Consider the following 23,111-nt stretch of genomic DNA (forward strand, 5'->3'; position numbering starts at 1 on the left):
GAAAGCTTATTTGGCATCCAGCAGCTTTTCGATGTCTTCTTTGGCGATAGCACCCGGTACCAGTCGGCCATTGGCAAAAATCAGGCCTGGCGTGCCGGTAATACCCAGTTCGTCACCCATGGCTTCGATCTTGTCCAGCGCCGAGGTATCGCACTTGTCGGTGCCGGTCAGCTCCTGACCATCACGCATGAAAGCTGTCCAGGTTTTCAGTCTGTCCTTGGAGCACCAGATCTGGCGTGCCTTGCGCGGTGCATCCGGGTGCAGCTGGGCCAGCGGGTACAGGAAGGTGTAGATGGTGACATTGGTGATATCAGGCAGACTTTCACGCTCCAGCTGCTTGCAGTACGGGCAGTCCGGGTCGGTAAACACCGCCAGCTTGCGTGCACCGTTGCCACGCACTTCCTTGATAGCGTACTTCAACGGCAGCTTGTTGAAGTCCAGACGATTCAGATCGGCCATCGTCTTCTCAGTCAGGCTGGTCTTGGCATCGGCATCGATCAGATCGCCAACAAACAGGTACTTTGCAGACGCATCGGTGTAAACAATCTGCTTGCCCTTTACCACTACTTCATAAATACCTTGCACCGGGGTTTCGCTGACGCTCAGTACCTGACGGTTGGGAAAGCGGGTGGTAAACGCTTTTTTTACCTGCTCGGTACCGGTAGAAGTGGCGTTGGCATTGCAGGCAGTCATGCTCAGCAACAAGGAGGCGACCAGCGCCAGGGCTTTTACAGTGGTTTTCATTCACATTCCTCGGGTTCAGAAGCCAATGGCATGACGAGCAAACTGGCGCTTGAGCGGTGCCAGCCGGTTGGTCAGGCTAAGACCGGTATTGCGCAGCCAGGACAGGCCGGGCACATGTTGGGTATGAAACAGACGGTACAGGCCATCGCAGGTCAGTTGCATGGTCTTGACCGCCTCGCGCCGTTCACGTTCGTAACGGCGCAACAGCATCCAGTTGCCGGCGTCTCCCGGTGCTTGCAGCAAGGCAGCCAGCTTGGCTGCATCCTGAAACCCCAGGTTGACCCCCTGCCCCGCCAACGGATGCACGGTGTGTGCCGCATCACCCACCAGTGCCAGCCGCTGGCTGACCACCGCTTCTGGCTGGATCAAGCGCAAGGGAAAAGCTGTCGCCGGTCCCAGCAGGCTCAGATGGCCCAACTGGTGATTGCCCGCCGCGGCCACGCGTGCGCACAGCTGCTCGGCAGACAAGGCCAGCAACTCATCTGGCCGGGCCGTGGACCACACCATGGAAATGCGATTCCCCGCCATGGGCAGCCAGGCCAGGATACTGTCACCGGTAAACCATTGCCGGGCGATATTGCCATGGGGTTTCTCACAGGCAAAGTTGGCCACCACACCGCTTTGGCCATAAGGTTTGATGCTGGCGGCCAACCCGGTCTGACTGCGCACCCAGGAGTTGGCACCATCTGCCCCCACCACCAGCGCACCTTGCAGCACACGGCCATCGTCCAACGTCAGGCTGGCCATGCTGGCCGTGGCGGCAAGTGCCATCGGACGCACCCCGGTGAGGCAATCGACGCTACTGTCGGCCAAGCGCCGCCACAGGCTGGCCAGCAGCCAGCGGTTTTCCACTATCCAGGCCAGCGCGCTGGCACCGGCATCGCTGGCGGCAAACTGGATGCGGCCTCCGGCATCGCCGCAGACATCCATGCTGGCAATGGTGCCAATGCGCGACATGTCCGGCCAGGCTTGCAGTTGTTCCAGAAAACGGCGGTTGAGCGGGCTGACCGCATAGATGCGGGCGTCCCAGCCCTGCTCCAGCTCGTCAAAGCGGGCGGCTGCACCTTCCAGCAGGGCGATCTTGCGTCCACTGCCGGCTAGCGCCAGTGCCAGACTGGCACCGACCAGACCACCACCAACAATGATGACATCGTACTGGGTCATGAATCTGTTTCCTAAAGCCCGAACACCAGATGACGGGCAAATGCGCGGCGCAATGGCGGTACGCTGTCCAGCGTGCTCATTCCCATGCCGCGCAGTGCGCTGACCAGGGCCGAATCACCATCAAACAATTTGATCAGTCCATGGGTAAAGCCCACCACGGCATGGCTGTCCAGCTTGCGGCTGGCAGCATACACCGCCAGGGCGGCTGCATCGCCCGGATCACTGACATCATTCAACGCTTCTGTCAGGCCGATGGCATCGCGCAAACCCAGGTTCAGGCCCTGTGCCGCCACCGGATGCATGGTCTGCGCCGCATTGCCGATCAGCACCACCCGGCCACTGCTGACGCGGTTGACCTGGCGCAGTGCCAGCGGAAAGCTGGCACGCGGGCCAATGCTCAGCACCTTGCCCTGGCGCTCGCCAAAGGCTTGCTGCAACTCGGCCATCACCTGTTCATCCGGCGCTTGTTGCAAGGCCTTGGCGTCGTCGTGGCTACGCGTCCACACCAGCATGTAATTGTCGCCGTGCGGCAGCAGGGCAAACGGCCCCTGCTTCGAAAAACGTTCGTAGGCCACGCCGGCTGGCGGCTGTTCGGTTGTCACCTCGGCCAGCACCGCGCACTGCTGGTAGTCATGTACCAGGCGTTTGATGCCGGGCAGACTGTCGGCCAGTGCCCCGCCCTCGGCCAGCACCACCAGGCGGGCGGTCAGGCTGATGTCGCCATGCACCCCGCTGGTTTTCACCGTGGCATAGCAGGCCATGCTACTGACCGCCTCGACGCAGGTTTCCCACCACACCTGCACGCCGGCCTGTTCCAGCCGGGCATTGATGGCCAGGGTGAGCGCCGGGTAATCCACCACCACGCCCAGATGGGGCAGTTTGAGATCGGCAGCATCCAGCCGGGTACGACCAAAGGCCCCCTGCTGCGACACATGCACGCTGTCGATCATGCTGGCGGGCAAGTCGTCCGGCCATGCACCGGAGGCGGTCAGGGCTTCGCGGCTGTACCAGGATAGCGCCAGTGCGCGTGCATCATTGAGCGGTGCATTCTTGGCGCGGGCTTCCACCAGCAGTACACGCCGTCCGGCGGCGGCAAAGCGTAATGCGGCCAGCGCGCCGACCGGCCCACCGCCCACGATGATGATGTCGGCATGCTCGCCGCCATCATGGCCGCAGTCGCGGCCGTGTTGTCTGTCTGTGTTCTTCATGTTCAGACACCCTGCATCAGGATTTCAATTGCGTCGATTTCTTTGGGTACGTCAGCGGTATACACCTCGTGGCCGTTTTCGGTTACCAGCACATCGTCCTCGATGCGGATACCGATATTGTGCAGCGCCGGCGGTACATTATCCGCCGGGCGGATATACAGACCGGGCTCGATGGTGGTGCACATGCCGGGCTGATAGCTGCGCCATTGGCCGCCCAGCTTACGCTGACCGACATCGTGCACGTCAAGACCAATCATGTGGCCGATGCCATGCATGTAGAACTGGCGGAAGGCACCGGATTCGATCACTCCTTCCACGCTGCCGGTGAGCAGCTTCAGATCCAGCATGCCCTGCACCAGCACCGCGAGGGCTGCATCGCCTGGCGCATTCCACAGTGCACCAGGCTTGACCGCGGCAATGCCGGCCAGTTCCGCCGCCAGCACAATTTCGTAAACATCACGCTGAGCCGGGCTGAATTTGCCACTGACCGGAAAGGTACGCGTGATATCTCCAGCATAGCCATTCAGTTCACAACCGGCATCAATCAGCAGCAAATCCCCGGCGTTCAGGCGTGCGTTATTGGCCGCATAATGCAGAGTGCAGGCATTGGCCCCGCCGGCCACGATGCTTTCGTAGGAGGGATAGCGTGCGCCATTGCGAATGAAAGTATGCAGAATTTCCGCCTCGACCTGGTATTCCATCATCCCCGGTCGGGTGGCACGCATGGCCTGGATATGGCCCTGGGCAGAAATCTGTCCGGCCCGGCGCAAGGTGGCGCGTTCGCCAGCGTCCTTGATCATGCGCATTTCGTCCAGCAACACCAGCAGGTCGTGGTAAAGCGCGGGCGGCTGTTCACCACTGCGGTAACGCTGGCGCACGGCGTCCAGCCAGCCATTCACCCGCACATCGAAACCAGGCTGACGGCCAATATTCCACCACAGCGATTTCTGGCCGCTCAGCAGGTCGGGCAGGCGGGCATCCAGTTCGCTGATGGAATAAGCCTCGTCAAAGCCGAAGGCTTCGCGCGCGCCATCCGGGCCAACGCGGAAACCCTCCCATACCTCGCGCTCCAGGTTCTTGTCCCGGCAGAACAGGATGGATTTGCCGATCCCGGCGTCCAGCACCAGCACGGCTTCCGGCTCGGCAAAGCCGGTCAGATACAGAAAATGGCTGTCCGCCCGGTAGGGGTAGTGGCTGTCGGCATTGCGCACCACTTCCGGCGCGGTTGGCAGGATGGCAATGCCCTCCCCCATCTGCTGCATCAGTCGCGTACGGCGTTCGGCATGACTCTGGTACATGATGACTCTTTCGCATGACTTGAACCGGCCAACGTCCCGGCATGACTGCAGTTTACACTGCTGCGACCATGCTGCCGATGCTGATGGTCAGCCAACGCCGGGCATGAAAAAGGCTTGCCAGCAGGCAAGCCTCAGGCGGCTGACAAAGTGATTTGGTGCGATTTCACCGGACCCGGCAAAGCCGGGCCTTTCGACGAAGTGATTGCTTCCGCAGCCTTCCCATCTATTCCCCTTTCCCCCCGCCCTTGCCTTGCCAATTGAAGAAGGGAGCCTCGCTTTCCTTCCAGAAAGCGAGAGGGAGTTTCCGGCTTTACGCTATCAATCCAGCAGTGTGGCCGAGGTATACACGTCCTGCACGTCGTCCAGATCTTCCAGCGCATCCAGCAGCTTTTGCATGCGCATGGCGTCTTCGCCGGCCAGTTCGGTTTCGTTTTGCGGCTTCATGGTGACTTCGCCCATTTCGGCCTTGAAACCCTTGTCTTCCAGCGCCTGCTTCACATCACTGAATTCGTAAGGACCAGTGATGACTTCGATGGAGCCGTCATCATTGGTGATCACGTCTTCGGCGCCGCATTCCAGTGCCGCTTCCATCAGCGCATCTTCGTCCACGCCCGGGGCAAACACCAGGAAACCACAATGGCTGAACTGGAAGGCCACGCAGCCGTCAGTCCCCATATTGCCGCCGTACTTGGAGAAGGCATGGCGCACATCGGCCACGGTACGGGTCTTGTTGTCGGTCAGGCAATCCACCATCACGGCAGCACCGCCAATGCCGTAGCCTTCGTAACGGCACTCGACATAATCCACGCCGTCGAGCTGACCGGTACCGCGCTTGATGGCGTTATCGATATTGTCCTTGGGCATGGATTCGGCCTTGGCCTTGTCCACTGCCAGACGCAGACGCGGGTTCATGTTGACATCGCCACCGCCCATCTTGGCAGCAACGGTGATTTCCTTGATCAGACGGGTGAAGATCTTGCCACGCTTGGCATCCTGACGACCCTTGCGGTGCTGGATGTTCGCCCATTTGCTATGACCTGCCATAATTGCCTCAATCTGGTTTGGCCCGTTACCGGGCCGGTTTAATGCCGAAAATTTGGCCGCTATTCTAGCAGAAAGCTATTTCGCCTTCAGCATGGCCAGCATGAAGGTGAAGGCCTGACCGTATATCTGTTCGATGGCCGGCACCATCAGCGGTAACGTCAGATAGATGGTGATGAAACCGATCATCAGCGTCAGCGGAAAACCAAAGGTAAAAATATTGAACTGCGGTGCTGCACGGGTCATCACGCCAATCGCGAGGTTGGTGACCAGCAGTGCGCCAATGACCGGCATCGACAGCCAGATGCCCCAGGAAATGATATGGCTGCCCCATAACACCAGCGCCTTCAGCCCCTGCGCCGGCATGCTCATGCCGATGGGTAGCACCTGGAAGCTTTCCACCAGCGTGGAAATGACGACTTGATGCCCGTCAAAGGTAAGAAACAGCAGAAACACAAACATCGACAGCAGCTGCGACACCACCGGCACCTGGGCCGCGTGCATGGGGTCGAAAAACATGGCAAAGCCCAAACCGGTCTGCGCACCCATGATGAAGCCGGCCATTTCCACCGCAGTCATGGTCAGCCGCATGACAAAGCCCATGGCCAGGCCGATGAGCAATTGCTGGAACAAAATGGCAATGCCTGCTGCGGAAAATACCGGCACGGCTGGCACCGGTGGCAGCAATGGCACCACCAGCACGGTCAGCATCAGCGCGAAACCGGCCTTGAACCGGCGCGGCACACCGCGATAGGCATACAAGGGTTCCACCAGGAACAAGCCGATGATGCGGGCAAACGGCCAGGCAAACATCGTAACCAGTGCATTGATCTGCGCATCAGAAATACTGAACATGGCGCGCTGCGTCAGCCAATCACGCTGGGAATGCTCTGAAACAGTCGGGTGGTGTATTCCACCAGGGTGTTGAGCATCCATGGTCCGGCCAGTACCAGCACCAGAAACATCGCCAGCAGCTTGGGAATGAAGGTGAGCGTCATTTCATTGATTTGCGTGGCGGCCTGCAGCACGCTCACCAACAGACCCACCACCAGCGACACCAGCAGCACTGGTGCCGAGACGATGATCAGGATGTACAGTGCGTTCTGCACCAGATTGATGACCAGTTCCGGACTCATGATTCTCTCCTTGTACCGGCAGGCTCCTGCCAGCCGCCTTTGGCCATCAGCCAGTTTTCCAGCGTCTCGCCATCCCGCGTGACGGTGTTGGCGCGCAACACCGCATAGCCGGCCTGTTCGAATACCGGCCGGGCAGCATGACTGGCCCAGGCATGCAGGGCGACAATCCCGGCCTGCGCCGCCGCATCCTCCAGCCGCTGGATCATTTGCATGGCCAGCCCGCGTCGCTGCGCGGCAGGCGTCACATACAGCATGTCGAACTCTCCGGCATGGGTCAGCCAGGCAAAACCAAGCAACTCACCACCAGCGCTGACACCGACACTCCAGCTAGCGGACAGGCGCGCAGCCCAGGCTGAAGCGGTTTCATCATCCCAGATACCAGCCCAGGCCAGGCGGGCCGCCAAGGGGTAAGCCTCATCCGGCAAGGCGGCTATGCTGTCGGCGCACAAGGCATGACACAGCGGCAGCATGTCCGGCGTAATGGGGTGAAACTCCATGTTCAGCCCGTATAAAAGCTTTGGACCAGCGAACCCATCAGCAGGGTCCAGCCGTCCACCAGCACAAACAGCATCAGCTTGAACGGCAGCGATATGGTGACCGGCGACACCATCATCATCCCCATGGCCATCAGGATGCTAGCCACCACCAGGTCAATGATCATGAAGGGGATGAACACCATGAAGCCGATCTGGAAGGCGGTTTTAAGTTCGCTGATGACATAGGCCGGAATCAGGGTTTTCATCGAGACATCGGCCTTGGTGGCCGGTTTTTCCGAGCGCGAAATCTCGATGAAGAAAGCCAGGTCTTTTTCTCGCGTCTGGCTGAGCATGAAAGCCTTCATCGGCTTGCTGGCCTCGTCCACCGCCTGGTTGAAGCTGATCTTGTCGTCCGAAAACGGTGCCCAGGCCTTGTTGTACACCTGATCGAAGGTTGGCCCCATCACAAACAGGGTAAGGAACAGCGACAAGCCCAGAATCACCTGATTAGGTGGCGACTGGGTCACACCCATGGCCTGGCGCAGCAGGGACAGCACAATCACGATGCGAGTGAATGCAGTGGTCATCAGCAGCATGGCCGGGATAAAACCCAGCGCCGTCATGAACAACAGCATCTGCAGCGACAAGGAGTAGTTCTGGCCACCACTGGCACCAGGGGTACTGGTCATCAGCGGCAAACCCGCAGCCTGCGCCAGTACGGGTAGAGCCAGCAGCAGCAGGGGCAGCAATCGGTAGGAGAGTTTCATTATTTGTTTACGACTTCAGATTTCTGGCGCCCCTTTTCCATGGCTGCCTTCAGCCAGCGCGCAAAGGGCTCGCCAGGCTGTACCACCTCGGCACCGGCATCCGGCGGCCGGTCCATCTTGGTCAGCAGATTGACGCTATGGCTGGTTACGCCCAGCACCAGCCATTCACCTTCCAGTTCGACAATCACCACTTTTTCCCGCTGTCCCACCAGCACACCGCTGACTACACGCAATCGGCTGGAGCCTCCCAGCATGCCGCCGGACATACGGCGGAACAACCAGGCGAGGCCGACAATGGCGGCCAGCACCACGGCCAGACCAAGAATGACCTGCAGCAGGCTGGTAAACGGTGTTGGGCTGCTGGCTGCTACCAGCGGTTGCGAGGTGGCAATCCCCGCCAGCGTGGTACAAGACCATGCCAACGGAAAAAGACCACCAACCTTGCCAGTGACGCGCATTACTTCTGCAGGCGACGGATACGTTCCGCCGGCGTGATGATGTCGGTCAGGCGGATACCAAACTTGTCATTGACCACCACCACTTCACCCTGGGCGATCAGGCAGCCGTTGACCAGCACATCCATGGGCTCACCAGCCAGACCATCCAGCTCCACCACGGAACCCTGTGCCAGCTGCAACAGGTTGCGGATGGCAATTTTGGTTCGACCCAGCTCAACCGTAAGCTGGACTGGAATGTCCAGAATCATGTCCAGATTGCTGGGTACATTCAGTGCGGCATCACTGCTGCCCAGTTCCTGGAACAGATTGGTTGCTGGCTGCACATTGGCGGGAGCCTGCTCTGCATCGCTGGTTTCCTGCTCTGCCATGGCGGCAGCCCAGTCATCCATCGATACTTCCTCTTCTGCCGCCCCCGGGGTCTGACCTTCTTCTAGCTGCTCAGTCATTGCTTGTTGTCTCCTGCGGGCTCGGCGAATTCGCCAGCCCCGGCCAATACCTTGTCTACCTTGAGGGCATAACGCCCCTGCACGGTGCCATAGTGGCATTCCAGTACCGGAATGCCGGAAACATCCACCACCACGGCCTCCGGCACATCCAGCATCACGACATCACCGTTTTTCAAATTGAGGATCTGCCCCAGCGTTACCTTGGTTTCCGCCAGGGTAGCAACCAGTTCCACCTCGGCCGCCTGCACCTGATGCGTCATCAGGCTGACCCAGCGGTTGTCCACTTCAGTACGGTCGGCCTGCGTGGTACTGGACAGCACATCACGAATTGGCTCGACCATGGAGTATGGCAGACAGATGTGAAAATCACCGCCGCCAGCCCCCAGTTCGATATGAAAAGTCATTGCCACCACCACTTCGGTGGGTGTGGCGATGTTGGCAAACTGGGTGTTCATTTCCGAGCGCAGATAAACAAATTCGATGGGGTGCACCGGCTCCCATGCTTTCTGGCACTCGGTGAATACCACTTCCAGCAGGCGGCGGATGATGCGCTGCTCGGTCGGAGTAAAGTCCCGGCCTTCCACGCGTACATGATAGCGGCCATCGCTACCGAACAGATTGTCCACGATCAGGAATACCAGATCCGGATCGAAAATCAGCAGCCCGGTGCCGCGCAACGGCTTCACATGAACCAGATTGAGGTTGGTGGGCACCACCAGATTGCGAATGAATTCGCTGTACTTCTGCACGCGTACCGGCCCAACGGAGATTTCCGCATTGCGCCGGATGAAATTGAACAAGCCTATACGCAGGTTACGGGCGAAACGTTCATTGATGATTTCCAGCGTCGGCATGCGACCGCGCACGATGCGCTCCTGCCGACCGATATCATAGCCGCGGACTCCCTGCGAGTCCTGCGCACTGTCATCATCTTCGTCCTCGCCGGTGACGCCCCTGAGCAGGGCATCCACCTCTTCCTGGGACAGGATATCGTCGCCCATCGCTTACTGCTTCTGAATGATGAAGGAAGTAAAGAGTACGCTCTGAACCAGCTCTTCTTCGCCAGAATCCATGGACTCGTTGATGATCTGCTTGACCTGGGCCTTCAGCTTGACCTTGCCATCCGGAGTGGACAGCTCGGCCGCCGACTTGGAGGACAGCAGCAGGATCAGCGCACTGCGAATCTTGGGCATGTAGTCGGTAAACTTCTTCTTGGCTTCTTCGTCACCCAGTTCGGCCTGCATGTCCACCTGCAGCAGGCTGCCATCACCGCCAGACAGATTGACAACAAAGGTTTCCAGCTTTTCAAAGATGGGAGGACCTTCTTTTTTCTTCTTGGTTTTTTCCTTGGTCTGCTCAGTCTGGGCGGCAGCGTCATGCGGTTTGTTCATATTGGTGAACATCACGTAGGCAAGGCCACCCATGCCGGCCAGTACCAGAACCAGAAGAATCACCACCACCAGCATCAGCTTATTGCCACCCCCTGCTTTTTTCTCGCCCTTGTCCGCTTTATCCGCTTTTTTGTCTTCTGCCATGGGTCATCAGTCCGTACGTTAGGTTTATAGGGAAAGCTTAAGCCATTTCCCTATTATATTTTCCAGATTTCCGCACGAACTGAATAGAGCCCCCTTTTGAGCAAAATCAGGCGAAGATACTGAGTATCCCTCGTGCGGACTGGATGGCTGCCAGCGTGTCGTCTTCATCGTTGCCAGCGGCATTCTGGCGGCGGCCATTCTGGTTCTGGTTGAATTGCTGTTGCCGATTCCCGGATTGTCCGCTGGAAACCTGTGCATCGGCAAGAGCTATACCACTGGAAGCCATCATGGAAACCAGTTTCGGCATGTTGTTTTCGATTATTTCTCGGGTTGCCGGTACGGCGGAGGTAAAAATCACCTGTGCCTGATCATTGCCATTCATTTTCAGTGTGACTTCCACCGGCCCCAATTGCGGCGGATTCACCTGGATGGTTGCCTTGTCCATCTTCATGCTGACCATGGACAGCACCTGATCGCCCAAGGCCTTGGACCAGTTGGGATCGGACATCGGCTGGGAAATGGTCAGGTTCTTGGCCTGGCTGGTCTGCTGTGCCGCCTGGGCTGCCTGGTTGGCTGCCTGGTTGGCACTGGCCAGCTGATCAGCATTGGGCGGCAAGAATTGCAGTGCCGCGGCATCCTTGCCCGGCAATTCTTGCGCCTGCAAACCTGCAGGATGCTTCTGCGGCGCAGCAGCTTGCAGCAAAGGATCGATGGCGGTGTCCTTGATACCGGTACTGACCACATCGGTTGTCACTGGCGTAGCCGTGGGCTTGTCCTGCACCGGCTGCACTTGCAAACCGGCCTGTAGCAGCGGCAATGCTGCCAGCAACATATTGGCACTGTTATCGGTAGATGCCGTGTTGTCCTCTGACATGGAATCCTTGTCCTGCTTGCCTTTGCCGGCACCGGAACCGGTATCCGCCTGTGTTGGCAAGGCCGTGCTCAGGCTGCCGATCTGCGCCCCCAACAAACTGGCAAACAAACCGCCGGCATCTTGCGTACCGGTATCCGCCTGTCCTGGCGGCATGGCTGTCTTGGCGCTGCTCGCCGGCATTACGGTAATTGTCATGGCCGAAACCCCTGGGGAAAGATGCAGACTTAGCAGCAATTTGCATGCCAGCAGATCGCCCCTCAGTTAACCATGCATCTGATTAATTTTATTAATGCGAATCATTATCTTTTGCATTACAATTGTAAAGAATCCTGCCAAAACCAGTGCCCAAACGCACCTGACTACCGCAGTTCCCGTTGAATATCTGCAAGGAGCATACCCAGATGTCCCGTCCGTCCGCACGCATCCTCACCACCGCCCTGCTGGTTTTCACCCTGTTCTCTGCCGCTGCCCATGCCGCCGCCAGCGCCGAAGGCATCGTGGTTTACAACGCCCAGCATGAAAGCCTGACCAAATCCTGGGTTGAAGGCTTTACCAAAGAAACCGGCATCAAGGTAACCGTGCGCAATGGCAGCGACAGCGAAATGGGTAACCAGATCGTGCAGGAAGGGGCATCTTCCCCCGCCGACGTGTTCCTGACCGAGAACTCCCCGGCCATGGTACTGGTTGACAATGCCCGCCTGCTGGCACCGGTGGAAGCAAGCACGCTGGCTCAGGTCGATCCGGCCTTCCGCCCGGCACAGGGCAAGTGGGTAGGCATTGCCGCTCGCTCCACCGTATTTGTCTACAACAAGAACCGCGTGACACAGAAGGAATTGCCCAAATCCCTGCTGGATCTGGCCAAGCCGGAATGGAAGGGCCGCTGGGGTGCGGCCCCGGCCGGAGCCGACTTCCAGGCTATCGTCAGCGCCCTGCTAGAGCAGAAAGGCGAGGCAGTCACCCTGGGCTGGCTGAAAGCGATGAAAACCAATGCCCTGCCCTACAAGGGCAACAGCGTGGTGATGAAGGCGGTAAATGCCAGCCAGATCGATGGCGGCGTGATCTACCACTACTATTATTTCGGCGATCAGAACAAGACTGGTGAAAACAGCAAGAACACTGCCCTGCACTACTTCAAGCAACAGGACCCGGGGGCTTTTGTCAGCCTGTCTGGTGGTGGCGTACTAGCCTCCAGCAAGCATAAGGAAGAAGCGCAGGCTTTCCTGAAGTGGATTACCGGCAAGGGCGGGCAAACCATCCTGAAAACTGAAAACTCCTTCGAATACGCCGTGGGCCTGGGTACGCAATCCAACCCCAAGCTGGTGCCGCTGAAAAATCTGGACGCACCGAAAATCGATGCTTCGCGTCTCAACAGCCGCAAGACCGTCGAACTGATGACCCAGGCGGGCCTGCTGTAAAGCCATGAGCACATCGCACTCTCCCGTTTCTGACGGGCAGTTGCCGACAACAAGCAACACCATCCTGCCCGCTGGCCTGCGCCTGCCGGGCAGGCAGTTGCCGGCCTGGCTGCAGGCCAGCTCGCTGCTGGTTTCCGTGCTGGCACTGTTGCCACTGGCCTTCATCATCGCCGTTTCGCTGCAAACCGGCTGGGATAACGTTGTCCAGCTGGTTTTCCGGCCACGCGTCGGCGAGTTGCTGCTTAACACTAGCATGCTGATGCTGATTACTGTGCCGCTATGTGTGGCTGTGGGCATCGCCATGGCCTGGCTGACCGAACGCAGCAATCTGCCGGGGCGGCGCATCTGGTCGGTGCTGGCCATCACTCCGCTGGCGGTGCCTGCCTTTGTCCACAGTTATGCCTGGATCAGCCTGCTACCCGCCTTTAACGGACTGAGTGCGGCGGTATTGCTATCGGTAATAGCCTATTTCCCGTTTATCTACCTTCCCGCCTCGGCGGCCCTGCGCCGCATGGATCCGGCTCTGGAAGACAGCGCTGCTTCGCTGGGGCTGAGCCCCTGGGCTGTATTCCGTCGGGTAACCATGCCGCAACTCAAGCTGGCGATATGGGGAGGTACCTTGCTGGTCAGCCTGCACCTGCTGGCCGAATACGGCCTGTACGCCATGCTGCGCTTCGATACCTTCACCACCGCCATCTTCGACCAGTTCCAGTCCAGTTTTAATGGCCCGGCAGCCAATATGCTGGCCGGCGTACTGGCGCTGTGCTGTCTGGCGCTACTGTGGCTGGAGGCGGGTACACGCGGTAATGCCCGCTATGCAAGACTGGGGACCGGCTCGGCTCGCAACAGCGCGCCAGTACGCCTGGGATGGCGCTGGACCCTGCCCGCGCTGCTGCTATGCCTGCTGAGTGCAGCCCTGACGCTGGGCGTACCGCTGATCACTCTGGGCCACTGGCTATGGGAAGGCGGTTTGGCCGCATGGAATAACGACAGCCTGTGGCCGGCATTGCAGCAGACCATGCTGTTCGGGGCGCTGGGAGCGGTACTGACCGTGCTGGCAGCCATTCCACTGGCATGGCTGTCTATCCGCGCGCCCAGCAAGCTGCAAAGGCTGCAGGAAGGTTGCAACTACATCACCAGCGCCTTGCCTGGCATTGTTACGGCGCTGGCGCTGGTCACCATCACCATCAACTTTGCCCGCCCGCTGTACCAGACCGTATTCACCATCCTGCTGGCTTATCTGCTGATGTTCCTGCCCCGGGCACTGGTCAGCCTGCGCGCCGGCATTGCCCAGGCCCCCACCGAGCTGGAAAATGCCGCCCGCAGCCTGGGCAGCACCCCCAGCCAGGCACTATGGCGGGTAACACTGCGCCTGGCCGCCCCCGGCGCGGCAGCCGGCATGGCAATGGTGTTTCTGGCCATCAGCAACGAGCTGACCGCCACCCTGCTGCTGGCCCCTAATGGCACGCGCACGCTGGCAACCGGCTTCTGGGCCATGACCAGCGAAATCGACTACATCATGGCGGCACCTTATGCGCTGCTGATGGTGCTGCTATCGCTGCCACTGACCTGGCTTTTGCATGATCATTCCAAACGGAGTGCCGGACGATGACTTCCCTGCACCTGCAACACCTGAGCAAACACTACGGCACCACACAGGCGGTACAGGATGTATCCCTGAGCTGCACGGCAGCCAGCCGCGTGGCCATTGTCGGCCCTTCCGGCTCGGGCAAGACCACCCTGCTGCGCATGATTGCCGGCTTCGAACATCCCGACCAGGGCAGCATCAGCCTGAACGGCAAGACTTTTGCCGCTGACGGACGCATCCTGCCTGCTCACCTGCGTGGCATTGGCTACGTGGCGCAAGATGGCGCACTGTTTCCCCATCTGACGGTGGCCGATAATATCGGCTTTGGGCTGACACTCAAGGGACAAGAACGCACCCGGCGCATTGCCGAGCTGGTGGAAATGGTGGCGCTGGATGCAACCATGCTGTCGCGCTGGCCACACGAGCTGTCCGGGGGCCAGCAACAACGCATCGCCCTGGCCCGAGCCCTGGCGCAGCAACCGCAACTGATGCTGCTGGATGAGCCTTTCTCGGCACTGGATACCGGGCTGCGCGCCGCCATGCGCAAAATGGTGGCCAAGTTGCTGGGCGAGGCTGGCATCACCGCCATTCTGGTGACGCACGATCAGGCCGAAGCACTGTCCTTTGCCGACCAACTGGCCGTCATGCGTCAGGGCCGGCTGGTTCAGGCCGGTAGCCCGCAGCAGCTGTACAGCCAGCCGGTGGATGAGGCCACGGCGCTGTTTCTGGGAGAGGCCGTCATTCTGCCCGCCCACATCCATGCCGGCAGGGCAAGCTGCGCACTGGGCCGAGTCGTGGTCGATAATACCCAGTTCAGCGGCGACGCACGCATCATGCTGCGCCCGGAACAACTGACCCTGCTGCCTGACAACAGTCCGGAACTGACGGCGCAGGCCCGGGTGGTGGAATGTGATTTTGGCGGACATGACAGTCTGTTGAGCCTGCAACTGCCGGGAGTGGACAAACTACTGCAATTGCGTACCAGCAGTTGGGCGCTGCCCGCGCATGGCACTACGGTGGGACTGGCGATCCAGGGACGGGCGCACCTGCTGTCAGCCTGAGTCCGATGTCAGACCAGGACGGCTAATCGTCGCCGTGGGTCTGATCCCAGAAGCGACGGGTGGCAAATTCATCCGTCGTTTTCTGTTCGCGGCGTGCCTGAGCCAGCTGTTCGCGCTCGTGCTCGCGTTCCAGCAGCTTCTCATAAGCCTTGAGCTTCTTGTGCTCGTTACGCCAGGCCTGGCGCTCCATGATGAAGCGTTGCTTGGCAAACTCGGCATCACCTTGCTGGATGCGCACGGCCTCGTCCAGCCGGCCAAGGAATTTCTGGAAATCCTGCCACTGGGCAATACTCATCCCCTTCATACCGCCGGAAGTCAGCCGTTCGCGGTATTCACCACGGAAATTTTCCAGTTGCTCCTGCCGGCTCATCGCATCCAGCAGCTTGGCCTGCGCCTGGCGCATGCGCTCGGCTGCTGCCGCCTGCTTGTCCTCGGCCAGCTTGATCAAAAAGGTGTATTTGCTTTGCGCCATGGCCTAAATGCCTATGCCAGCACACTTTCCAGCTGCAGCTGGCTGGTGGTGTAGTCCTGCGATTCGTGCATGGGCTGGGTGAGGAAGCTGGTCATCTGCAGTTGGCGGCGCATGGCTTCGTCCAGCACCGGGTCCGACCCTGGCACGTAGGCACCGACGCTGATCAGGTCACGATTGCGCTGGTAGCGTGAGTACAGTTGCTTGAAATAGCGTGCCTGGTCCATCTGCTTGGATGGCACCACGTCCACCATCACGCGGCTGATCGACTGTTCGATATCGATGGCTGGATAGTGGCCGGCCTCGGCCAGCTCGCGCGACAGCACGAAGTGACCATCCAGAATGGCCCGCGCCGAGTCGGCAATCGGGTCCTGCTGGTCATCGCCTTCGGATAGAACGGTATAGAAACCGGTAATGGAGCCACCACCATTGGCAGCATTGCCGGCACGTTCAATCAATTGCGGCAGGCGGGCAAACACCGAAGGCGGATAGCCCTTGGTGACCGGCGGTTCGCCAATGGCCAGTGCGATTTCCCGCTGCGCCATCGCGTAACGGGTAACCGAATCCATCAGCAGCAGCACGTCCTTGCCCTGGGCGCGAAAGTACTCGGCCAGAGCGGTGGCGTAGGCGGCACCGTGCAGACGCATCAGCGGCGGCATGTCGGCGGGGGCCGCCACCACCACGGCACGGGCGATGCCCTCCTCGCCCAGAATGTTTTCGATGAAGTCCTTGACCTCGCGCCCCCGCTCGCCAATCAGCCCCACCACCACCACATCGGCACGGGTGAAGCGCGCCATCATGCCCAGCAATACCGACTTGCCGACACCGGATCCGGCAAACAGGCCCAGCCGCTGTCCACGCCCCACTGTCAGCAGACCGTTGATGGCGCGCACACCGACATCCAGCACCTGCTTGACCGGCGAGCGGTCCAGCGGGTTCATCGGCTGGCTGTGCAGAGGAAAATAGGCTTCGGGATGGATGGGCCCCTTGCCGTCCAGCGGACGGCCCAGCGAGTCGAGAATGCGCCCCAGCAGGCTTTCGCCCACCGGTACCTGGCGGCCTGCCGGGCCATTGACGCGGGCCGAGACGACATTCTGGCCATAACAAGGAGGATGGGATGGTGCCAATGGCCGTACCGGCGTACCGGGCAGCAGGCCATGCACATTGGCCAGCGGCATCAGGAAAACCCTGTCGCCGGAAAAACCGACCACTTCAGCTTCCACCACATGGTTGTCTGCCAGCTCCACCTGGCAAGCGCTGCCCACCGGCAGCTTGATGCCGGTGGCTTCCATCACCATGCCGGTTACCCGCAACAGGCGGCCACAGGGCTGCCACAGCGGTGCCTCCCGTGCCGCACGGGTACAGTCGCTCAGAAAATGACGCTGTCTATCAATCAGTGTGGTCATCGGATGTGGCTTCCAGCCCCATGGCACTGCGCAGCGCTGCCACGCGCGCCGACAGGCGCAGATCCAGCTGCAAGGCAGCAGTATCGATGATGCAGCCACCGCGCTGGATGTGCGGATCTTCAATCCACTGCCACTGGGTTTCCGGTGTTTCCTGCTGCAGGAACTGGCGCACGGCGTCCAGATCAGCCGGATTCACCCGCAAACGCGCCTGGCTCATGGTGGCGGGCAATTCATTCAGCACCTGGCGCAACTGGGCAATAATGGCGCTTTCACTTTGCAGCAATTGCTCTGCGGCCAGGCGCTCGGCCATCTGCACCGCCAACGTCAGCAGGGAAGTAGCCAGTTCTTCTTCCACCCGTCCCAGTTCGCGGGCAAAACTGGCTGACATTTCCTGCAGCGGCGTCCACAGCTGGGCAAACTGCACGGCAGCTTGATCATGTCCTTGCTGCAGTCCTTGTGCCAGACCTTCGGCATGGCCTGCCTGTACGCCTTCGTCGTAGCCGGTTTGCCAGGCTTCCTGATGAATGGCTTCCAGTTCGGAAGCAGTGGGATAGCCGGATGCAGCTGCCGGTTCGACATCCGGTTCGATGGCTTCCTCTGCTGCTTCGGCAGACGCGGCCAACTCGGCATCCGCCACCGTCGGTGCCTGCTCCAGGTGTCGGCGCAGAGCATCCAGCCCGGCCAGTTGGGTCGGGCTGAAACTGCCGTCGTTCTGGGTGAGCTCGGCCGGTATCCAGCTTTGCCAGCCATCCAGTTGCTCGCCCGGAATAATGGGATTATTCGACAAGGCCTTCGTCACCACCCTTGCTGCCTAGCACGATCTGACCATCGTCGGCCAGCTTGCGGACCACCTTGAGGATTTCCTTCTGCTCGGCTTCCACTTCGGACAGTTTGACCGGTCCTTTGGATTCCAGATCGTCGCGCAGCATTTCGGCAGCACGCTGCGACATATTGCGGAAGATCTTGTCCTTGAGCTCGGCACTGGTGCCCTTGAGTGCCACCACCAGCGAGTCGGACTGCACTTCGCGCAGAATGGTCTGAATGGAGCGATCGTCGATGTCGAGGATATTTTCGAACACGAACATCTTGTCCTGAATACGCTGCGCCAGTTCCGGGTCGTATTCCCGAATGTAGTTGAGCGCAGAACCTTCCACATTGGAACCCATGAAGTTGAGGATTTCCGCAGTGAGACTGATACCGCCGGATGCGCTCTTCTTGATACGGTCCGAACCGGACAACAGCTGGGTGAGCACATCGTTGAGCTCGCGCAGGGCTTGTGGCTGTACCCCTTCCAGGGTGGCGGTACGGATCAGCACCTCGTTGCGCAGCCGCTCCGGGAAGAAGGCCAGGATGGAGCTGGACAGGTCCGGCTCCAGATGCACCAGAATGGTGGCAATGATCTGCGGGTGTTCGTGGCGGATCAGATCGGCCGCGGAGGACGGGTCCATCCACTTCAGGCTTTCGATACCGCTGTGATCGTTGCCCTGCATGATCTTGTCCAGCAGGTTGGCCGCCTTGTCCGGACCCAGCGCTTCGATCAGCACATTGCGCAGGTATTCGTCGGAAGCGCCAATGCTGGCCCGTGCCGCACACTCCTCGCGGAACTTGCCGACAATATCGTCGATCTGGTCGTAGCTCAGATTATTGATGGCCGCCATGGCCAGCGAAATCTTCTGCACTTCCTTGGGGCCCAGGTACTTGAACACTTCCACCGCTTCGGCCTGCCCCAGGCTGAACAGCAGGACCGCACTGCGGTGAACGCCGTTATCACTCATCGGAGCTTATCCATTCCTTGATGATCTGGGCGGCCATACGCGGATCAGACTTCACCAGCTCGCGCGCAGCTTCCAGATTCAGGTTGTACTGACGCATCTGGGCATCCTTCGGATTTTCCGGTGTGCCATCTGCGTGCGTAGCCGCAGCACCCTTGCCACCGGCGGCGGCACTCGCGCCCCCCCCCTCGTCGTCGTCCGCCACGGCCAGCAGGCGGCCACCGGCATCGGTAAGCGGCTTGCCATCCGGGCCTTTCTTGACGGCATCCTGCGGTTTGACCAGATCCTTGACGATAGGCCGCACCACACCAAACAGCAAATACAGCACGGCAATGGTGAGCAGAGCGTACTTGATCAGGCTGGACGCATTATTGGTCAGGTAATCGGTAACTTTTTCCTGCATGGTCACCGGCACTGCGGCATCGGCAAAGGCAGCATTCACCACATTCAGCGTATCCCCACGCTGATTGTTGTAACCCATGGTTTCCTTGACCAGATTGTTGATCTGCTGGATTTCCTGGGCCGTCAACGGTGTTGGCTTCACCTCGCCGTTCTTGTCCGGCATCTTGCGGTAGTTCACCACCACGGCAGCAGACAGACGCTTCACCACCCCTTGCGGCATCTTGGTGTGCTGGATGGTCTTGTCCACCTCGTAATTGGTGGTGATGTCACGCTCCAGTGCACCGGACTGCCCCATGGCCTGCCCGGACAGGGTGGCGGTACCGGGGGCCGCGCCAGGCGGCAGGGTGATGGGAGCCGATGCAGACGACGGTGGCTGGTTGGACAATGCGCCCGGCACGCCACCGGCATTACCGGCACCACTGCCCAGTCGCTCCACGATTTGCTGGCTGCGGGTGGCGGACGGATTGGGCGTGGAGTTGGGGCGATAGCTTTCTGAAGTCTGTTCTACTTCGGAGAAATCCACATTCGCCGTAACCTGGGCGTGAATATTACCCTGACCGAAAATGGGCTCAAGAATGCTTTCGATGCGCTTGACGTAGCCATCTTCCACCTGACGTACATAGCCCAGCTGAGTCTGATCCATGCCCGCGGTGTCCTTGTCGGACAGCTTGGACAGCATATTGCCGTCCTGATCCACCACCGTGACATTCTTCACCGGCAGATTGGGTACAGCACTGGATACCAGATGCACGATACCGGCTACCTGGCCCTGATCCAGAGTACGACCGCGGAACAGATTGAGCATCACCGAGGCCGTCGGCTGCTGCTGGTCGCGCACGAACACGCTTTGCTTGGGAATGGCAATATGAATACGGGCGGTTTCCACCGAGCCGATGGCTTCGATGGTACGTGCCAGTTCGCCCTCGATGGCGCGCTGGTAGTTAACCTGCTCGGCAAACTGGCTGATGCCGAACTTCTGGTTGTCCATCAGTTCGAAACCCACCCCACCCGCCTTGGGCAGGCCCTGGGCGGCAAGACGTAGACGTGCGTCGTACACCTTGTCAGCCGGAACAGACACGGTACCGCCATCACCCAACTGGTAGGGAATGTTCATCTGCTGCAGCGCAGCGGTCACCTGACCGCCATCGCGGTCGGCAATATTGGAAAACAGGATTTTGTAACTGGGCTGCCGATTCAGCACCGCAGCGCCGACAATGACAGAGAAAATGGCGGCCAGAGCCACCAGGAAGAGGATTTTTTTATTGTTGGGAAGCGACTTGAAACGCTCGGAAGCATCGTTGAGCCGGGTTCGCCAAACAGGAGTTGCGTTTTGTTCTGCCAGATCAGCCATACAGTGGTTTTAGTTTCAGGCACAGCCACTGCCGGCAGCATAAGGATATGGTGGCGGCCAGGCTATACCTGGGTATTCATGATTTCCTGATAGGCGGACACCAGCTTGTTGCGCGCCTGGACCATGGTCTGGAACGACAGGCTGGCTTTCTGCAAGGAGACCATCACGTCCTGCAGGTTAACCCCCTCGTCTCCCAACTCGAACTGCTTCTGCATTTCCTGCGAAGTTTGCTGAGCAGAATTCACCTGCTCAATCGTTGATTTGAGAACATCGGCAAAGTCAACTTGCGACGCGTCCTGCGACTGCGTGGCAGGCTTTCCGCCAGCCAGGGCCGATGCGGCCCGCAGCTCGCTCAACATCTGGTCTACATTATTAATCGACATGGCTACTCCGTACTACGTACGTCCAGGTCATCCGGATCCTCGTCCTGGCCATCTTCTTCGCGGTAGCGCTGCAGTTTGTAGCGCAAGGTGCGTTCACTGATGCCCAGTTTTTCAGCAGCGAGTTTCTTGACTCCCCCCACTGCTGCCAGTGTATCCAGAATATGACGTTTTTCCAGCGTTTTCATGTCGGACTCTGCCGTCATGATAGGCGGGACTGTGGTTTCTGTCCGGGTAAGCGGTGTCGAACCGGAAACATCATCCAGCAGCAGGTCGGCGGCAAGAATTGCCGGCCCGGCGGCAAGAATCACCGCCCGCTGCATGACATTTTCCAATTCGCGGATGTTACCTTCCCAACTATAGGCCGTCAATTGACGTTCCGCCTCTTCGGAGAGGCTCAATCCGGAACGTCCGGCCGCTTCAGCGTACTTGGTAAGCACAAGCCGTGCCAGCGGCAGGATGTCCTCGCGCCGCTCGCACAGCGCCGGGATGCGTAGCGGGAAAACATTCAGGCGGAAATACAGGTCTTCGCGGAAACGCCCGGCGTCCACCTCGGCGGCGACATCACGGTTGGAGGTAGCCAGTACGCGGATATCCAGCTTGATGGTGCGGGTGCTGCCCACCCGCTCCACTTCGCGCTCCTGCAGCACCCGCAACAGTTTGGCTTGCAAGGACATGGGCATTTCGGTGACTTCATCCAGCAGGATGGTACCGCCCTGCGCCTGTTCGAACTTGCCTGGCAAGGCCTGTGCGGCACCGGTAAAAGCACCTTTTTCATGGCCGAACAGCGTGGATTCCAGCAAATTGTCCGGAATGGCGGCACAGTTCACCGCCACGAAGGGACCATCGTGCCGCTTGGAGTGCCGATGAATATAACGCGCCAGCACTTCCTTGCCCGCGCCGCTGGGGCCGGTAATCATCACGCTGGCATCGCTGCCGGCCACGCGGCTGGCCAGCGCCAGCAACTGGCGCATTTGCGGTGATTCGGCTACGGCTTCGTCGCGCTCGCCTTCGGGCAGCTTGAGGATGTGCTTTTCCACTTCGGCAATCAGGCTGGCCGGTTCGAACGGCTTGAGCAGATAGTGGGTGGCTCCGGCGCGCAACAAGGCAATGGCGCGCTCGATGATGCCGTAGGCCGTCATCAGGATGAAAGGCACGCCGGGATAACGAATTTTTACCTCTTCGAACAGGCTGTAGCCATCCATCGGGACCATCTGGGCATCGGAGATGATCAACCCCACCGGGGTTTTCTTCAACTGCAGTAAAGCGGCACTGCCGTCACCGGCTTCCAGCGTGGGATAACCAGCCAGGCTGAGGGTGTCGATTATGGCTTCACGCAGATCGGCGTCGTCTTCGACGACAAGAATGGGCAACTTCATCGGTTCTTCTTATACGGTTGGCTGACGTTGGGCGACCAGTGCCACCAGGCGGCTGGCAATGGAGGTCAGGGGCAATACTTCGTGATTGCCCTTCAGGGCAATCGCTTCCTTGGGCATGCCGAATACCACGCAGCTGGCCTCATCCTGAGCAATGTTATAGGCCCCGGCCTCTTTCAGCTCCAGCATGCCCAAGGCACCATCACGCCCCATGCCGGTGAGAATGATGCCGATGCAGTTCTTGCCAGCCAGATTGGCCGCAGAACGGAACAACACATCAACCGATGGCCGGTGGCGGTTGACCGGCGGTCCACTGTGCAGGGAGGTGGCATAGCCTATGGTGGGAGCTGACTTGAGCAGCAGGTGCGAGTGACCGGGGGCAATATAAACCGTGCCGGGTTGCAGGCGCTCGCCGTCTTCCGCCTCCTTTACATGCAGCTGGCACAATGAATCCAGCCGGGCAGCAAAGGATTTGGTAAACAGTTCCGGCATGTGCTGGGTAACGAGGATGGGCGGCATGCTGGCCGGCAGCGCACTGAGCAGGATCCGCAGCGCCTCGGTTCCGCCAGTGGACGAACCCACCACGATGACAGTCTGGCGTGCCAGCGGCGTACGACCGGTCTGGCGCGGCAAAATGACATCGGCGCTGTGACTGGGTACCACTTCCATTGGTGCCATTGGTTCCCGCGAAAACTGTCCCATTTGTTTCCTTGCAATTTTTACTGCAGTCGCAGCCGTATCCGG

The 23,111-nt window shown here is 59.7% G+C and carries 25 protein-coding genes; 3 read left to right on the plus strand and 22 right to left on the minus strand.

Annotated features, from left to right (window positions below):
• Window positions 1-6: 6 nt before the first annotated feature.
• From GSR16_RS13440 to GSR16_RS13505, 14 genes are all read right to left on the minus strand, one after another.
• On the minus strand, window positions 7-744 hold the full coding sequence (locus tag GSR16_RS13440; protein ID WP_159878195.1) for a DsbC family protein: 738 nt from the start codon (window positions 742-744) through the stop codon (window positions 7-9).
• 15 nt (window positions 745-759) lie between these two features.
• Complete coding sequence (locus tag GSR16_RS13445; protein ID WP_159878197.1) at window positions 760-1,908, minus strand: UbiH/UbiF family hydroxylase; 1,149 nt, start codon at window positions 1,906-1,908, stop codon at window positions 760-762.
• Window positions 1,909-1,919: 11 nt separating this feature from the next.
• Window positions 1,920-3,116 carry an FAD-dependent monooxygenase gene (locus GSR16_RS13450; protein WP_159878199.1) on the minus strand — a complete coding sequence of 399 codons (1,197 nt, stop codon included), beginning with the start codon at window positions 3,114-3,116 and terminating at the stop codon, window positions 1,920-1,922.
• Window positions 3,117-3,118: 2 nt separating this feature from the next.
• Window positions 3,119-4,414 (minus strand): aminopeptidase P N-terminal domain-containing protein, encoded by a 1,296-nt coding sequence (locus tag GSR16_RS13455; RefSeq protein ID WP_159878201.1) that lies wholly within the window; start codon window positions 4,412-4,414, stop codon window positions 3,119-3,121.
• Between the two features lie 318 nt (window positions 4,415-4,732).
• Window positions 4,733-5,458, minus strand: coding sequence for a YebC/PmpR family DNA-binding transcriptional regulator (locus GSR16_RS13460; RefSeq protein ID WP_159878203.1), 726 nt, complete (start codon window positions 5,456-5,458; stop codon window positions 4,733-4,735).
• Between the two features lie 75 nt (window positions 5,459-5,533).
• Window positions 5,534-6,310 (minus strand): flagellar biosynthetic protein FliR, encoded by a 777-nt coding sequence (gene fliR / locus GSR16_RS13465; protein WP_159878205.1) that lies wholly within the window; start codon window positions 6,308-6,310, stop codon window positions 5,534-5,536.
• An 11-nt stretch (window positions 6,311-6,321) separates the two neighbouring features.
• The gene (fliQ, locus tag GSR16_RS13470) at window positions 6,322-6,591 is read right to left on the minus strand and encodes a flagellar biosynthesis protein FliQ (protein ID WP_045848343.1); all 270 of its coding nucleotides are present in this window, start codon (window positions 6,589-6,591) and stop codon (window positions 6,322-6,324) included.
• Window positions 6,588-7,088, minus strand: a complete 501-nt coding sequence (locus GSR16_RS13475) for a GNAT family N-acetyltransferase (RefSeq protein ID WP_159878207.1) — start codon at window positions 7,086-7,088, stop codon at window positions 6,588-6,590. The genes fliQ and GSR16_RS13475 overlap by 4 nt, the downstream gene beginning before the upstream one ends.
• A 2-nt stretch (window positions 7,089-7,090) precedes the next feature.
• The gene (gene fliP / locus GSR16_RS13480; RefSeq protein ID WP_159878209.1) at window positions 7,091-7,834 is read right to left on the minus strand and encodes a flagellar type III secretion system pore protein FliP; all 744 of its coding nucleotides are present in this window, start codon (window positions 7,832-7,834) and stop codon (window positions 7,091-7,093) included.
• The gene (fliO, locus tag GSR16_RS13485) at window positions 7,834-8,292 is read right to left on the minus strand and encodes a flagellar biosynthetic protein FliO (RefSeq protein WP_159878210.1); all 459 of its coding nucleotides are present in this window, start codon (window positions 8,290-8,292) and stop codon (window positions 7,834-7,836) included. The genes fliP and fliO overlap by 1 nt, the downstream gene beginning before the upstream one ends.
• On the minus strand, window positions 8,292-8,738 hold the full coding sequence (gene fliN, locus GSR16_RS13490) for a flagellar motor switch protein FliN (RefSeq protein ID WP_159878211.1): 447 nt from the start codon (window positions 8,736-8,738) through the stop codon (window positions 8,292-8,294). The genes fliO and fliN overlap by 1 nt, the downstream gene beginning before the upstream one ends.
• Entirely contained in the window at window positions 8,735-9,739 is a 1,005-nt protein-coding gene (gene fliM / locus GSR16_RS13495) for a flagellar motor switch protein FliM (RefSeq protein WP_159878213.1), read from the minus strand. Before fliM ends, fliN begins: the two co-directional genes overlap by 4 nt.
• A gap of 3 nt (window positions 9,740-9,742) precedes the next feature.
• A complete protein-coding gene (locus tag GSR16_RS13500; protein ID WP_159878215.1) occupies window positions 9,743-10,273 on the minus strand; it encodes a flagellar basal body-associated FliL family protein in 531 nt (176 codons plus the stop codon).
• A 106-nt stretch (window positions 10,274-10,379) separates the two neighbouring features.
• Window positions 10,380-11,342, minus strand: coding sequence for a flagellar hook-length control protein FliK (locus GSR16_RS13505; protein ID WP_159878217.1), 963 nt, complete (start codon window positions 11,340-11,342; stop codon window positions 10,380-10,382).
• A 206-nt stretch (window positions 11,343-11,548) separates the two neighbouring features.
• On the opposite strand from GSR16_RS13505, the gene GSR16_RS13510 reads away from it, so the two are divergent.
• From GSR16_RS13510 to GSR16_RS13520, 3 genes are read left to right on the plus strand one after another with little or no spacing between them, the layout of a single operon-like run.
• Entirely contained in the window at window positions 11,549-12,562 is a 1,014-nt protein-coding gene (locus tag GSR16_RS13510) for an iron ABC transporter substrate-binding protein (RefSeq protein ID WP_159878219.1), read from the plus strand.
• Between the two features lie 4 nt (window positions 12,563-12,566).
• Window positions 12,567-14,174, plus strand: a complete 1,608-nt coding sequence (locus tag GSR16_RS13515; protein WP_159878221.1) for an ABC transporter permease — start codon at window positions 12,567-12,569, stop codon at window positions 14,172-14,174.
• A complete protein-coding gene (locus tag GSR16_RS13520) occupies window positions 14,171-15,211 on the plus strand; it encodes an ABC transporter ATP-binding protein (RefSeq protein WP_159878223.1) in 1,041 nt (346 codons plus the stop codon). The genes GSR16_RS13515 and GSR16_RS13520 overlap by 4 nt, the downstream gene beginning before the upstream one ends.
• 22 nt (window positions 15,212-15,233) lie before the next feature.
• On the opposite strand, the gene fliJ is transcribed toward GSR16_RS13520, so the two are convergent.
• From fliJ to GSR16_RS13560, 8 genes are all read right to left on the minus strand, one after another.
• Window positions 15,234-15,683, minus strand: a complete 450-nt coding sequence (fliJ, locus tag GSR16_RS13525) for a flagellar export protein FliJ (RefSeq protein ID WP_159878225.1) — start codon at window positions 15,681-15,683, stop codon at window positions 15,234-15,236.
• 11 nt (window positions 15,684-15,694) lie between these two features.
• Window positions 15,695-17,086 carry a flagellar protein export ATPase FliI gene (gene fliI, locus GSR16_RS13530; RefSeq protein ID WP_159878227.1) on the minus strand — a complete coding sequence of 464 codons (1,392 nt, stop codon included), beginning with the start codon at window positions 17,084-17,086 and terminating at the stop codon, window positions 15,695-15,697.
• Complete coding sequence (locus GSR16_RS13535; RefSeq protein WP_240902487.1) at window positions 17,070-17,873, minus strand: FliH/SctL family protein; 804 nt, start codon at window positions 17,871-17,873, stop codon at window positions 17,070-17,072. The genes fliI and GSR16_RS13535 overlap by 17 nt, the downstream gene beginning before the upstream one ends.
• A complete protein-coding gene (gene fliG, locus GSR16_RS13540; RefSeq protein ID WP_059286226.1) occupies window positions 17,863-18,861 on the minus strand; it encodes a flagellar motor switch protein FliG in 999 nt (332 codons plus the stop codon). Before fliG ends, GSR16_RS13535 begins: the two co-directional genes overlap by 11 nt.
• On the minus strand, window positions 18,854-20,611 hold the full coding sequence (gene fliF / locus GSR16_RS13545; protein WP_159878231.1) for a flagellar basal-body MS-ring/collar protein FliF: 1,758 nt from the start codon (window positions 20,609-20,611) through the stop codon (window positions 18,854-18,856). The genes fliG and fliF overlap by 8 nt, the downstream gene beginning before the upstream one ends.
• Before the next feature lie 62 nt (window positions 20,612-20,673).
• Complete coding sequence (fliE, locus tag GSR16_RS13550; RefSeq protein WP_159878233.1) at window positions 20,674-20,994, minus strand: flagellar hook-basal body complex protein FliE; 321 nt, start codon at window positions 20,992-20,994, stop codon at window positions 20,674-20,676.
• Between the two features lie 2 nt (window positions 20,995-20,996).
• Window positions 20,997-22,370 carry a sigma-54-dependent transcriptional regulator gene (locus GSR16_RS13555; RefSeq protein WP_159878235.1) on the minus strand — a complete coding sequence of 458 codons (1,374 nt, stop codon included), beginning with the start codon at window positions 22,368-22,370 and terminating at the stop codon, window positions 20,997-20,999.
• A 9-nt stretch (window positions 22,371-22,379) separates the two neighbouring features.
• Window positions 22,380-23,069 (minus strand): chemotaxis protein CheB, encoded by a 690-nt coding sequence (locus GSR16_RS13560; protein WP_159878237.1) that lies wholly within the window; start codon window positions 23,067-23,069, stop codon window positions 22,380-22,382.
• Window positions 23,070-23,111: the final 42 nt, after the last annotated feature.

Source organism: Aquitalea denitrificans (assembly GCF_009856625.1).
Lineage (GTDB): Bacteria > Pseudomonadota > Gammaproteobacteria > Burkholderiales > Chromobacteriaceae > Aquitalea > Aquitalea denitrificans.